The 15123-nt window shown below is 41.6% G+C and carries 8 protein-coding genes; 4 read left to right on the top strand and 4 right to left on the bottom strand.

All coding sequences use genetic code 11. The annotated features are described in order from the left end of the window. Nucleotides 1-30: 30 nt before the first annotated feature. The gene (locus tag AACU25_RS23605) at nucleotides 31-996 is read left to right on the top strand and encodes an isoaspartyl peptidase/L-asparaginase (RefSeq protein ID WP_096579821.1); all 966 of its coding nucleotides are present in this window, start codon (nucleotides 31-33) and stop codon (nucleotides 994-996) included. A gap of 100 nt (nucleotides 997-1096) precedes the next feature. Next, nucleotides 1097-7087, top strand: a complete 5991-nt coding sequence (locus AACU25_RS23600; protein WP_096579819.1) for a CHAT domain-containing protein — start codon at nucleotides 1097-1099, stop codon at nucleotides 7085-7087. 150 nt (nucleotides 7088-7237) lie between these two features. Here the strand turns inward: AACU25_RS23600 and glmU are convergent, their stop codons facing one another. The 3 genes from glmU to AACU25_RS23585 form a co-directional block, all read right to left on the bottom strand. Continuing rightward, nucleotides 7238-8596, bottom strand: coding sequence for a bifunctional UDP-N-acetylglucosamine diphosphorylase/glucosamine-1-phosphate N-acetyltransferase GlmU (glmU, locus tag AACU25_RS23595; RefSeq protein WP_096579817.1), 1359 nt, complete (start codon nucleotides 8594-8596; stop codon nucleotides 7238-7240). Between the two features lie 659 nt (nucleotides 8597-9255). Continuing rightward, nucleotides 9256-10482: an HD domain-containing phosphohydrolase gene (locus tag AACU25_RS23590; protein ID WP_422641111.1), complete on the bottom strand. Its 1227-nt coding sequence runs from the start codon at nucleotides 10480-10482 to the stop codon at nucleotides 9256-9258. Between the two features lie 491 nt (nucleotides 10483-10973). After that, nucleotides 10974-11894, bottom strand: coding sequence for a tRNA (5-methylaminomethyl-2-thiouridine)(34)-methyltransferase MnmD (locus AACU25_RS23585; protein ID WP_096579813.1), 921 nt, complete (start codon nucleotides 11892-11894; stop codon nucleotides 10974-10976). A gap of 52 nt (nucleotides 11895-11946) precedes the next feature. Here AACU25_RS23585 and AACU25_RS23580 point away from each other — a divergent pair, with 52 nt between their 5' ends. Next, entirely contained in the window at nucleotides 11947-12768 is an 822-nt protein-coding gene (locus AACU25_RS23580; RefSeq protein ID WP_096579811.1) for a sulfurtransferase, read from the top strand. Between the two features lie 239 nt (nucleotides 12769-13007). Continuing rightward, nucleotides 13008-13772, top strand: a complete 765-nt coding sequence (locus AACU25_RS23575) for a metallophosphoesterase family protein (protein WP_096579809.1) — start codon at nucleotides 13008-13010, stop codon at nucleotides 13770-13772. Nucleotides 13773-13994: 222 nt separating this feature from the next. Here the strand turns inward: AACU25_RS23575 and AACU25_RS23570 are convergent, their stop codons facing one another. Further along, nucleotides 13995-14846: a M48 family metallopeptidase gene (locus AACU25_RS23570; protein ID WP_096579807.1), complete on the bottom strand. Its 852-nt coding sequence runs from the start codon at nucleotides 14844-14846 to the stop codon at nucleotides 13995-13997. Nucleotides 14847-15123 lie beyond the last annotated feature (277 nt).

Below are 15123 nucleotides of genomic sequence, written 5' to 3'. Positions count from 1 at the left end.
CCACCCAGACGCAAATAGCGCAAATAATATATGAAGTTACAGGTGCAGCCAAAATTAATTATTCATGGAGGGGCTGGAAGTTCACTACACGGAAAAGGTGGAGTGGAGGCGGTGCGCCAAGCGCTGTATACAGTGGTGGAGGAAGTCTATTCTCTCCTAATTTCTGGAGCCAGTGCTTCTGAAGCAGTAGTGCAAGGATGCCAATTATTGGAAGATAACCCCCGCTTTAATGCTGGTACTGGTTCGGTGCTGCAATCTGATGGTCAAATCCGCATGAGTGCTTCTCTGATGGATGGGACATCAGGACGCTTTAGTGGTGTTATTAATATTTCACGGGTGAAGAACCCAATTCAGTTGGCACAATTTCTCCAAACCTCCCCCGATAGAGTACTTTCAGATTACGGTTCCGCAGAACTGGCTCGGGAGTTGCAGATTCCTAGCTATAACGCTTTAACGGATTTGCGCTTGCAGGAATGGATACAGGAGCGTCAGGATAATTTCAAAAGTACAATGGCTGGGGTGGTAGCAGAACCCGAACTGGTGGAAACCAGCAATGCCGGACGCGGTACGATAGGCGTTGTTGCTTTAGATACCTATGGCAAAATAGCTGCTGGCACATCTACAGGTGGTAAGGGATTTGAGCGGATTGGTAGAGTCAGTGATTCTGCGATGCCTGCGGGTAATTATGCTACTACAAAAGCAGGTGTCAGTTGTACTGGAATTGGGGAAGACATTATTGATGAATGTCTAGCTGCCAAGATTGTAGTACGTGTAACTGACGGTATGTCGCTCAAAGAAGCAATGCAACGCTCATTTGCAGAAGCACATAATAATCAGCGGGATTTGGGTGCGATCGCACTTGATGCAACAGGTGCGATCGCTTGGGGTAAAACCAGCCAAGTCTTACTTGCTGCATACCATGACGGTCACAGAATTGGCGATACCTTAGAACTTCCCATAGCTACCAATGTTGGCTGTATCGTTAGTCCGGAGTAATTAAGATTCGGCACAAAAATTGCATAACCCCTGGGGTGTGGGAGATATATAACTTGTGAAGCTCTGCTAGTGATAATTTGACCTACCCAAAACAGAATTTATGCGTTATTGCCGAACCCTTTTAATTGCTTTTATTACTTTCCTGGTAGTAATTTCACCAAATTTTGGGCAAAATTTATCAATATTGTTCCCTGCAAACCGGGTGTTAGCCCAAACGCCGAATCAGAAAACAAATTCTGTTCTATCAGGGAACTTTGTTGATTACTTTGCGGAAGAAAGGCAATTTAAAGGACATGAGGGTAGTGTTAACAGTGCCAGTTTTAGCCCTGATGGTAAGCGCATAGTCACCGCAGGTAGTGACGCAACCGCCCGGATATGGGATTTTTCGGGTAAGGAATTGCTGGTATTACAAGGGCATCAGGGAAGTGTGCGGAGTGCCAATTTTAGTTCTGATGCACAGTTAATTGTCACCGCATCTTTTGATGGTACTGCTCGTGTGTGGAATAATTCCGGGCAACAGTTAGCTGAACTTAAAGGACATCAAGGTAATGTTAATAGCGCCAGTTTTAGCCCTGATGGGAAGCGGGTTGTAACTGCGGGTGCTGATAAAACTGTGCGGATTTGGGATATCTCAGGAAAGCAGTTGGCGGAATTTAAAGAGCATGAAGGGAGTATTTACAGTGCCAATTTTAGTCCGGATGGGCAGAGAATTGTAACTGCTGCGGCTGATAAAACGGCGCGTGTTTGGGATTTGTCGGGTAAGATGTTGGCGCAGTTGCAAGGGCATACGGATACGGTATGGAGTGCGAATTTCAGCCCGGATGGTAAGCAAATAGTTACTGCATCTGATGATAAAACGGCGCGAGTGTGGGATTTATCGGGTAAAGTATTGGCTGAGTTAAAAAGGCATAGTGATAGTGTATACAGCGCCAGCTTTAGTCCCGATGGGCAGAAGATAGTTACCGCATCGGTTGATTTTACTAGCTTGTTGTGGGATTCATCAGGAAAGTTATTAGGGAAGTTACAACAGCATACTGGCGGAGTTAATAGTGCCAGATTTAGCGCGGATGGTAAGTTTATTGTTACATCATCAAATGACGGTACAGCAAGAATTTGGGATACCCAAAGTAAAATTTTGACTCAGTTGCAAGGACATCAGGCGAAACTTTGGGAAGCAAATTTCAGCCCAGATGGAAAGCTAGTCTTAACAGCAGGCGAGGATGGTACAGCGCGTCTTTGGGATATCTCAACACAGAAATTATTACTTGTGCTCAAAGAGAATAATGACAGTGTCACATCTGCTAGCTTCAGTCCAGATGGCAAGCTAATTCTGACCTCGTCTGCCGGTTCTATTCATGTATGGGATATATCGGGCAAGCTAATAACTGAAATTGTCGATTATGAAAACTTTATTCAGCGAGCTAGCTTTAGCCCAGATGGCAGATTAATTATTGCTAATGGGCAATATGGTAGCTCTTTTATTTGGGATATTTCCGGCAAGTTGATCGCAAAAATTAAAGGTAGTTTGAATAGGAATTTAACTCAGCGTTTTCCTAGCTTCAGTCCCGATGGCAAGCAAATTATTACGGTATCAGATTCGGATAAAACCGCTTGGTTGTGGGATTTAGCAGGCAATCTCCTCGCTGAACTGAAAGGCCCTAAAAGTCCAGGATCTAATGTTATTACCGATTTTAGTCCAGATGGACAAAAAATTGTCGTCGCTTCTGGAGATCCTGAGGTTTCTGTGTGGAATACTTCCGGAAAACTGTTACTAAAAATTCAATTAAATCAGCGCTATGTTAATAGTGCTGTGTTTAGTCTAGATGGAAAAAGTATTCTGACTGTTGCTGACAAAGTTAGTTTATGGGATTTATCTGGCAATCTACTGATGGAAATGCCCCTTACTGCAAGTTTTGCCAGCTTTAGCCCTAATGGAAAAAGCATTCTTACCGAGACTAACAACATTATTCGTGTGTGGGATTTGTCTGGAGCATTATTAGCAGAACTCAAAGGAGAAAATCAGAGTAATATTACAAGTACTAATTTTAGTCCTGATGGACAACAGGTAATAACTGCATCTGAAGACTATACTGCTCGTATATGGTATCTCACTGATAAACAGCAAGCACAACAAAAATTACCTGAAACACCTTTTAGCGATTATGTTGAACCTAAATCTACAATCGGCATTACAGAGGCTTATATTAGCTTTAGTCCTGATGCAAAGTATGTGATTGTCTACTCTGGTTATGGCATTGCCCATGTGTGGGATATCTCAGGTAAGCTGTTAGCAGAATTAAAAGGTGTAACGGATGAAGCGAATTTTAGTCCTGATGGACAGAAGATAGTTACTACTGCTAACAGAATAGTTCGTGTATGGGATATTTATGGCAATTTGTTAGCTGAATTTGAGGGTGGTGACAAAGCAAAATTTAGTGCTGATGGAAAGCGAATTATCACCAGTTCTTGGAATGGTTTCGCTCGTATATCGGATACATCTGGTAAGTTAGTAGCAGAACTAAAAGGCGGAGAGGCAAAATTTAGCGCTGATGGTAAGCTAATTGTCACCAATTCTAGTGATGGTATCCTCCGTGTGTGGGATATAAACGGCAAGTTAATAGCAGAATTAAAAGGGCATGAGGATATAGTTACAAGCGCAAGTTTCAGTCCAGATGGACAACAAATAGTCACAACATCTAAGGATAAAACTGCTCGTTTATGGAACATTTTTGGGAAGCAGTTAGTATTATTAAAAGGACATCAAGGTAAAGTAACCAGTGCTAGTTTTAGTCCAAATGGTAAGCAAATCATCACCATAGCTGCTGATGGCAACTATGACTCTGTTAATGGAACCACGAAAACAGCTATTTTATGGAATCTAGATGGCAAGTTACGAAAAGAATTTAAACAGCTTCAAGAGGTTTGGGGGGCGGGAGATAGTGCCAGTTTCAGTCCCGATGGGCAGAAAATATTGACTGTATCTCATGATGACACAGTGCATCTATGGGATTTATCAGGTAAAAAGCTAGTAGACCTCACAAGTGTTGATGGTAAGGGTTATGTTAATAGTAATGGTAAAGCTTTTGTCAAAAGTGCCAGTTTTAGTCCAGATGGTAAGCTAATTCTCGTTCCATATAATGGTAATACTGTGCGTGTATGGAACTCCTCTGGCAAACTAGTTGCTGAACTCAAAGGCGGATTGAACAACAACGCCAGCTTTACTCCCGATGGTAAAAAAATTCTCACCCTATCACAAGATACAACCGCTCGTGTTTGGGACTTATCGGGAAAATTAACCGCCGTACTGCAACAAGGAAATCAAGTTCGAGTCAATAGTGCAAGTTTTAGCCCAGATGGACAGATTGTTGTTGCTGTTATGGAAAATAATACTCCTCGTTTATGGGATGTATCAGGTAAATTCCGAGCAGAACTACAAGGACATGAGTTTTGGGTGAGAAGTGCGGCTTTTAGCCCAGATAGTAAATTAATTGTCACCACATCTGATGATGGTACAGCACGTATTTGGAATACTTTAGGCAAACAAGTAGCTATACTTCAGGGACATGAAGGTTCGCTAACTAATGCGAATTTTAGCTCAGATGGAAAAAGAATAATTGCCAGCACAAATAACAATACATCCTATATTTGGGATACTGCTGGAAAATTAATCAACCAAACCAATGAAAATTTAGAAATTTTTCATGCTGATGAAGAATTAATTGTTGCTGAATCTCAGAACAATAATGATAACAGAAATGTCCGTATATTAAATAATTCTGGTAAGTTAATAGCGGAAATTAAAGGACATCAGGACAAGGTCAACACTGCACATTTAAGTCGAGATGGTAAGTTGATTGTCACCGCATCCAATGACGGAACTGTCCGTGTATGGGATACCTCTAGCAAACAATTAGCTATCTTAGAATTACCTGCTCCTGTGTTTTCGCCCAGAGTCCAAGCAGATAGACTGCGCGATTTACAATATTATGCTCCCAATTGTGCCCAAGCATTTGAACCTTGGCAAAAAGCCCTAAAAATCTATCAAGAAATCTCTGATAACAAAAACCAAGCTGTCATCCTCGAACAACTGGGAAATGCTTATTATTGTCTCAGCGATTACACTAACGCTATTAATTCTTACACCGAAGCATCAACCATTTCCCAAAAACACAATTACCCAGAAATCCAAGCTAGAAATCTCTCAAATCTCGGCGGTATTTATAATTCCTTAGCTGATTATGACCAAGCACTTAATTATTATGCGGAAGCATTAAAAATTATCCAGCAACAGGATACTCAACTCAAAGCTGAAATTCTCCGAGGGCGAGGTGAAATTTACAATTTACAAGGTAAATATAACGAAGCTATTAAGGATTATTCGCAAGCATTAGCCATCGATGATAATCTGCAAAATGTCTATGGCATAGCAAAAGATAAAGTAAATTTGGCAAATATTTATTATGTTTTGGATGACTACTCCAAAGCTATTCAATATTACAAAGAGACTCTAGATTTCACACCCAGTGAATCTTTAGCTGGTTTAGGAAATACTTATCTATCTCTAGGTAATACTGCTAAAGCAGTTGAATTGCATCAGCAGAGTTTGGCTAAGGCACAAAATGAAAATAAGGAAGCAGTAGGTAATGCACTAAATAATTTAGCCTATGCTTGGATTAAATCAAACAATCTTCCAGAAGCTGAGAAAAATCTCTTGGAAGCTATAAAAATTTGGGAATCTCTTCGCGCCGGGTTGAATGATGCTAATAAAGTTTCTATCTTTGAAAAACAATTTCGCACCTATCGCCTACTACAAGAAGTTTTAATTGCTCAAAATAAAATTAATGAGGCACTAGAAATTTCTGAACGCGGTCGTTCTCGTGCTTTTGTAGAATTACTCGCAAGGCGTTTATCTCCAAATCAAACACAACAATCAAGCATTACTCCGCCCAATATTGAGCAGATTAAACAAATAGCCAAATTACAAAATGCCACTTTGGTGCAATATTCAATTGTTAATCAAGAAGATAAACAAAAAATCAAAGAATCAGAAATTTATATTTGGGTAGTTAAACCTACAGGTGAAGTTGCATTTCATCGCCAAGACATCAAACCGTTATTGCAAAAAGAGAATAAAACCCTAGCCCAATTAGTTGATATCTCTCGACTATCTATAGGGGTGAGAAGTCGCGCAGGTGGAATTATCGCCGCCGCAGCTGATGGTGCAAATCAACCCAAACGCTTACAACAACTGCATGATTTGTTAATTAAACCGATCGCCAACCAATTACCCAGCAGCCCCAGCGATCGCATTATTTTCATCCCTCAAGGTTCCCTGTTCTTGGTTCCGTTCCCTGCATTGCAAGACGCACAAAACAAATATTTAGTAGAAAAGCACACAATTCTCACTGCGCCATCGATTCAACTTTTAGATTTAACTCGCCAGCAAAAACTATCACATCAAGGTAAATCAGCTTCTCTGCCAAATTTAGTAGTAGGTAATCCTACGATGCCTTTTGTATCCCTTGTACCAGGCGGAAAAGCGCAACAACTACCAGCTTTAGATGGTGCAGAAAAGGAAGCAAAAGCGATCGCACCTCTACTCAAAACCAAAGCGATCATAGGTAGTCAAGCAACAGAAACAGCGATCGCCCAAAAAATGACCCAATCACGCATCATTCATTTAGCCACACATGGCTTATTTGATGATTTACGTGGTTTGGGAAGTGCTATAGCCCTTGCACCCGCAGGTAAAGATGATGGTTTATTAACTGCGGAAGAAATTTTGGATTTGAAACTACAAGCTGAACTCGTAGTTCTCAGTGCCTGTGATACTGGCCGAGGAAAGATTACAGGGGATGGAGTAATTGGTTTATCTCGGTCTTTTATCAGCGCAGGTGTACCCAGCATTGTAGTTTCTCTGTGGCAAGTACCAGATACACCAACAGCATCGTTAATGACTGAGTTTTATCAACATAGCAGTAAAAATTCTGATAAAGCTGCTGCCTTAAGGCAAGCGATGCTGACCACTATGAAGACCCACCCTGACCCTGTCAACTGGGCGGCGTTTACTTTAATTGGCGAAGTCAATTGAATTTTAAAGCTCAACGCAGCGAAGGGAATGTAGAAACCATGCCAATACTGTCGGTTAAGGGCAAAAGGAGAAAGGGAAAAGGGGCAAGAAAAAACCTTTAACCCTTACCCTTTTACCTTTTCCCCAATCAAGTCTCTACATTTTTTATAGCTAACTCTCAGCACTCTTGTTGCGCCAACCAGGTTTAACTACCTGGCGCGCACGGGCAATCACTAAAGAATCATCAGGGACATCTTCTGTGACAGTGGAACCGGCGGCGACATAGACATCATTGCCTAAGGTAACTGGTGCAACTAAGACGCTATTGGAACCAGTTTTAGTGCGATCGCCAATTTTGGTACGGTGCTTTTTCACGCCATCGTAATTGGCGGTAATGGTACCCGCACCGATATTAACCTTTGTACCTGCTGTCGTATCGCCTAAATAAGAGAGATGCGCCACATTAGTGCGATCGCCTAATTCTGTATTTTTTAATTCCACAAAATTCCCTATCCGACAGCCAGCACCAATTTGCACTTGACCGCGTAAATGAGTGTAGGGGCCTAGTTGGGTGCCAGCTTGCACAGTGCTACCCTTGATTACAGAATATAGCACCGTGACATTTTCACTGATCTGGCTATTTTCAATTAAACTTCCTGGGCCGATGTGGCTTCCGGCTTTAATGACTGTATTACCGCGCAGGTGCGTTTGCGGTTCAATAATTACATCCGGCTCTAATTCTACAGTGTCATCAATGGTAATACTGTTAGGGTCGATGAGGGTTACGCCCGCTAACATCCATTTTTCCTTAATTCGCTTTTGTAAAATCTCATAAGCCTTAGCGAGTTGTAAGCGATCGTTGATGCCGAGAATTTCTTGATAGTCTTCCACATCTACCGTCATCACTTTTCCAACTTGACTTACAGCATCAGTGAGATAGTATTCTTTTTGATTATTATTTGCTTCTAAGTGAGGTAATACCTGAGCTAAATTTTGCCAGCGGAAGCAATAAACCCCAGCATTAACTCGCCGATTATGTTTTTGGGCAGTAGTGCAATCTTTGTCTTCAATGATATGTTGCAGAATATTTTCACTATCACAAAACACCCGCCCGTAACCTCGCGGATCGGGCAAATATGCTGCGAGGATAGTGGCGGCGTTTTGATGTTCTTGGTGAGTTTGCCACAGATTTTGCAGAGTTTGAGAACTTAACAATGGCACATCACCGTTTAATACCAGTAAATCCCCACTGTAACCCTCCAGATGGGGAAGTAATTGCTGGATAGCATGACCTGTTCCCTGTTGTACAGTCTGTTCGACAAACTCCAAATTAGGCACAGACTGCATGGCTGCTTTCACTTCCTCAGCCTGATATCCCACAATCACTAACCGCCTTGAAGGTGAAAGTGGTTCTACACTTTCCAGCACTCTCTCAATTAGCGATCGCCCACCCAAAGAATGTAAAACCTTGGGCAGCTGTGATTTCATCCTTGTGCCGCGTCCCGCCGCTAGAATTGCTACAACTACCATAATTTAGCTATCAGCTATAAATGAATTGCGCTATTGCGCTTGGCCTTTTAAGATTTAGGCTTCAAATAATACCAGCTAATCATCACAGACTGAAATGTCAAATCTTGTGAGTAATTCACAATACCTTGACTAAAAAAGCCTCTTGTCTGTGTACAACCATAAATTGACCATGCTGATTTTAGATTTTTTTTGTTGATAGTTCATCCCTTGAGGGCATAGGAAAGACAGATTTTCTTGCTTGATTGTGGCAAAACCTGGCGTGAATGGAATCGGATTTAGACTCAGAACTCTTGTACAGACGCGATTAATCGCGTCTCTGCAGATCATGACTCAGCACTCTCAAGCTAGGGAGCAGGGGGAACAAAGAAAATATTCAAATGAGGGATTATCAATAGTAGGGTGGGCACTCGTCATCATTTAAGTTTGAGCGAAAGAATTTGCAGCGCCTACCCTCAAAGAATTGTTTGTGTTTTAGGAATTTGATTTTCGCGCTCGTGAGGCATTTCTCATTCCCATGAGGCGTAATCTGGAATTTGGAATTCCCACTACTCAGGTAAGCCGGTGGAAATCAACCAAACTATGTTACGAAACGTAAATGGGCTTCAACCCTTACCAATGACATACCTGGACAGTTACAGCCAATTGCACCAACCTAATTACTATTTAGTTTGTGTCTTGATAAACTCTGCAAACTGTTGCATTAGTTGAGGATTGCGCCAACCCAAATCAGTTTCCTCTAGCATCACTGTCAGCGCTTCCTCAGAAGTAAAACTTCTTTTATAAGGTCGTTCACTCGTCAGTGCATCATAAATATCGATAATTTGAAATACCTGTGCCAGGTAGGGAATTTCTTCGCCTTTGAGTCCATCTGGATAGCCTGAACCATCCCAGCGTTCGTGGTGATGGCGAATAATTGGAATCACACCCCGCATACTGCGTAATGGTTGGCAGATTTTTTCGCCAATCACAACGTGTTGTCTCATAATTTCCCACTCTTCGGCGGTGAGTTTACCTTTTTTCAGTAGTACCGCATCAGGTATGCCTACCTTGCCAATATCGTGGAGGTAGCCACCCCACATCAAATCTTTAATTTGGTTACGTGTGAGATTCAGATATTCACCAAAAGCTTGTCCTAGTTTTTGTAACCGTTCGCAGTGATCGCCAGTATTCGGATCGCGGCTTTCAATAGCCATAGCTACAGAAAATAGTACTTGTTCGGCATGATCTAGGTCTTCGTTGAGATGCTTTTGTCGTACTAAAGACTTGACACGCGCTATGAGTTCTAGACGGTCAAAAGGTTTAGTGAGAAAATCATCTGCACCAACTTCAATACCCCGAATCCGCGATCGCCTATCATTTAAAGCCGTAATAAAAATCACTGGAATCAGTCTGGTATGCTCATTTTGTTTAAGGATTTGGCATACTTCAAACCCATCCATTCCAGGCATCATTACATCCAGTAAAATCAGATCTGGTTGCTTTTCTTTGACTAGATCCACTGCCATTGCGCCACTGTCAGCTTCTATTACTTCGTACCCTTCCATTGCCAACAGAGCTACGGCGGTCATGCGACTTGCTGCATGGTCATCAACTACTAAAATTTTTGGCAGATCTAAAACAGGGTTATTTCCTGGCGAACCTTGGTTTTGTAGTGTTTTCGAGTCTAATGAATCATCTGAATGAAAATTTGGCTGTGCCATCAAAGAAGGTAATGAAGCAGCTTTTTCCAGCATCAACTCTCCTGGAGATAAACTCATGGAATTACCCTCTACATTTTGTAGTTTTAATGAATCTTTTGCACTGACATTAGTCAATTTGTTGAGGGGGTTAGACCCACTACCAAGCTTGTCTATAGGGTTTGTATGCTTGAGTTCCCATTGCATCACAAAGTTACTCCAGTTTGTTACATAAAATTTAAGGTTTCAGCCAGCAAAAATGTAACTTTAGCTTTTGATTGATTACATTCAGCAGACTCAAATCTTCAAAAGATGGCTGCATCATTTATAATATATTTTTTGATTTATTTTCCTAACACACTTAAATAATGTTCAAATTGCTCGCTATTCTTGCTTGAGATGATGAGGATTTTACAGGAATATTAAATCAGCTGTTTTCCTGAAGATTGGCTAAGATAGCAGAGCAGAAAAGTTTGGCTTTTCTAAATATTTCTTGAGCAGCTTACTTTTGAAGTGAAAATTTTAAATTTTATATAGTATTATTAAGTATTTCTGCCTGCTGTATGTAAAGCATTATCTACTAGATACAGATGCATCTTTAGTGATTTGGAACACAAAAATTAATGATCCTGATTACCTAAAATCAAGCTAGATGGTCATGCGATCAAGACAACAACAAGGGCATAAAAAAATTCTTTTCTCTAGGCTCTAGGCACTGATTCTGCACCTGCATTTTTGAGCAGCCACCTTTTTCTCCAATGAGAGGTAGGTTCTAGGGTGCAAGTTTGTTGCTCTTGTTGTCGCCGCAAAATAATGACATCAGCAGCATCATGGAATTGTGGATCGCGGTAAGGAATCGCCGCACGAGTCAGCAAATGTTCTTGTTCTTCTTGAGAGAGAGGGGGAAGTATGCAATTATCTTTTGCATTTACACTTTCAGAATGAACTGCTACTGTACCAGGCGATCGCCTACCGACTGGTGGAGTCGAACCTATTTTTAAGCCAGCACTCAAAAATGCGGCGCGGACAGCCGCAGCACAGGAATAAGTAGCAACAATTCCCTCAGCATCTAAACAAGATGATATTTGTTGGATAAACTCTACAGTCCATAACTGAGGACACTGTGGCGGTGAAAACGGATCGAGAAAAATCGCATCAGCCTGAAACCCTGATTGCTGAATGAATTTCATCGAGTTTCTAGCATCATCAATTAACAGTTCAGCCTGTAAGTTATCTTGTCGCACCTGATACTTATAGGCTAGCTCCGTCAAGATTTCGTTATACTTGTAGTCCCAGTTATCGAATAGGCGATGAGCGATCGCAGCTTGCGGTACAGAGGGATTCAACTCTAAAGCCATAACTTCCACATGACAATCGGAATTTACTGCCCAAATAGTCTGCAAAGCTGCTGCTGTGTTGTATCCTAGACCATAACAAATGTCTAATAGTCGCAAGGCTGGTTTTTGGGCGCGTGCAGCTAGTTGGGTAGGTACAGCAAACTTGAGAAAACTCTCTTGCTTTGCTCCGTAATGACTGTGAAAGTCTTCGCCAAATTCTTGGGAGGTAAAAGTAAAGGAACCATCCGCAGTTAGTTGTGGGACAAATTGCTCAAAGTCTGGCATTTTCTCTAGAAAACTGATAATAAATATTTGCTAATTAATTTAATAATGACTAATGACCAATGACCAATTAGTTGTTTCACCAGCATGGTTGTTTGAACATCTTGACGATCCGCAAGTTGTGATTGTAGATTGTCGCTTTTCTTTAGCAGATCCACAACTAGGGCAACAGCAGTACCAAGTTAGCCATATCCAGGGGTCGCACTATCTAGATTTAAATCAGGATCTATCTAGTCCAGTCGGAGAACATGGGGGAAGACATCCTTTACCTAATCCTGTTGATTTAGCCAATAAATTATCAGAAATAGGCGTAAATTACCAAAAAAGTTTAGTAGTTGCCTATGATGATTCTCGCTTTGCCTTTGCATCTCGATTATGGTGGCTATTACGTTATTTAGGACATGAACGAGTAGCCGTATTAGATGGCGGCTTTGCTGCATGGCAAACAGCTGATTATCCTGTCACAAATATTATTCCTCAACCTCAACCTGCTACTTTTATTCCCCAAGTAAAAATAGATAAAGTAGTAGATATTGAAAGCGTCAAACAGAAAAAAGACTTACCAGATGTTGTATTAGTAGATTCCCGAGAGGGCGATCGCTATCGCGGTGAACGAGAGCCAATTGATAAAATTGCTGGTCATATTCCTGGCGCTGTGAACTATCCTTGGCAAGAAGTTACCGATTCATCAGGTTATCTGCTTCCCCCAAGTGAACAACTTCGCCGTTGGGAAAAGCTAGAAACAGCCAAAGAGATTTTAGTTTATTGTGGTTCTGGTGTGACTGCTTGTGTAAATCTACTTTCTTTAGAAATAGCAGGTATTTCTCAAGGCAAACTCTATGCTGGTAGCTGGAGCGATTGGATTAGTTATATGTAGGCAGCATTAATTGTCTATATTCAAATATATGGGGTTTTTGGCATTAGGTGTTTGGTTTTTTCCCAATTACCAATTACCAATTACCAATTACCCAATCCCCTTCATGAAAGCTATTTTTCTACAAAAAACTTAAGATATAATCAAATAAATTTTCTCAGCTTTTTTAATTTTTTCTGTAAAATTTTTCCATCGGAAACTGTAGTAGAAGTATTAGCTAATATTATTTAAATTAAAAGCAAATGAGCCAAACTAATCAGCGTCGAATTGTAATTGGGGATGTACATGGTCATTACGAAGGATTAATGACTTTGTTAACAGCAATTGCTCCATCATCCAACGATCAACTATATTTTCTGGGAGACTTAATCGATCGCGGCCCTCAAAGTTCACAAGTAGTTAATTTTGTCAAGCAAAATAACTATCCTTGTCTGCTAGGAAATCATGAGCAAATGTTATTAAACGTGCTGAACAATGGTGGAGCTACTTCCACACAAGCAATGCAAGCATGGTTATACAGTGGAGGACAAGCAACCATCGCCAGTTACCAAGAGGCGACAATTCCCCAAGAGCATATCGATTGGTTCAAAGCTTTACCTACATATCTGGATTTAGGCGATGTTTGGCTAACCCATGCTGGTCTCGATCCTGTAATTCCTTTAGCCAAACAAACTGCTGAACAATTTTGTTGGATCAGAGAAGAATTTCACGGCATTGAAAAACCCTACTTCCCTGATAAGTTAATTATTATTGGTCACACCATCACCTTTACCCTACCTGGGGTTAATCCTGGTCAACTGGCGCAAGGGCGAGGTTGGCTGGACATAGATACAGGCGCTTATCATCCTCGCAGTGGTTGGTTGACAGCTTTAGATGTCACCAATAATTTGGTTTACCAAGTTAATGTGTTTAGAAAGCGTGTCCGTAGCCTACCTTTAGCAGAAGCAACCGTGACGATTGATCCGGCAGAAATTAAAGGCGCTCGCCACAACAAGCAGCGAGCTTAAAGGGATATGGGTAATAGCTGGATTTAACAATGGCGAGTGAGTCTGCACAGGATTCTGATTACCAATGACAAATGACTAAGGACAAAGCGCAAAGTCTGGGCGGGGGTTTCCTCCGATGGCTTCTCCCAAAGGGAGACGCTTCGCGAACGCCAACGTCTCCGACGAACAGAACTTTGTAAGAATGACACCCTCAGCCAGTTATCTTGAATTTCGCCCACATACTTACGATAATGCGCGAATATTAGCTTTATAAGCAGCATTATCTAATCCATAACGCCCATCGCTAGGTTGAGCATTAATAGCTTTTTTGAGAGCATTAATGCGATCGCTTGTTGCTGGGTGAGTACTCAAGAATGTGGGTGTAGAACCCTTTCCTAGCAGCTTTTGCATAAAAGAAACCATCCCAGACTGAGCATAACCGCTACGGGTCAAGGTTCTTAACCCTCGTTTATCGGCATCAAACTCATCTTGACGACTGCGGGGAAGATTAAGTGCTAGTTGGACACCAAGTCCTACCGCCGTATTGCGATCTAAACCTGCTGCTGAGGCGACACCACTAGCCAGCGCCTGTTGTCTCATCTGCTTGACTAAATGTTTACCACCAATGTGACCCATTTCATGGGCGAGGACACTGGCTAATTCCGCTTCATTGTCTGCGGCTTGCAGTAACCCAGTGTGGACGTAAACATAGCCGCCTGCAGTGGCGAAAGCATTGATAGCTTTATCTTCAACTACTTGGAAGGTATAGGGCAAGTTGGGGCGATCGCTATTCGCAACCAAACGCTGACCAACTTGTTCCACGTAGCGAGTAATGGCTGCATTCCGGTAAAGCTTAACTTCACCCTGCAATTCCTGATTTATCTGCTTACCCAGATCAACTTCTTGGCGATCGGATATATTAGATAGCTGAAATATCTGGACTCCCTGAAATAGAAGCGGTAATAAATCAAATGCCCTTCCGGGAAGGGGTGTAGTCAGACACACACTCAGGGCGACTACCACAGAAATTAACGGATAAAACCAGCGCCGCCGCCACAAACGATAATTTGTCAAAAAGGCTTTCCAAGCAAACATAATCCGGTGTTTTGGATAATCATGGAAGAACACAAAATATGGGACGCATTTAGGGCTTTCGATGTTGCATTTTCAACTTAAAGACAAAATTGCACTGGCCCATATCACTCCCATCGATTTTGATGGTCTCCTAGAAACATAGAGAATGATTCCTAGCTTCCCAATACTATTAGGTTAAGGGGAAAAAGAGGAATGGTTCAAGGGAAAGAAAAAACCTTTAACCCTTAACCCTTAACCTTTTCCCCAAAACCTATTTTGAGTTCAAAACGCTTAACCC

This window comes from Tolypothrix tenuis PCC 7101 (assembly GCF_963874875.1).
Classification (GTDB): Bacteria; Cyanobacteriota; Cyanobacteriia; order Cyanobacteriales; family Nostocaceae; genus Aulosira; species Aulosira tenue.
Note: the sequence above shows the minus strand (reverse complement) of the source record. Positions and strands in the feature narration are given on the sequence as shown.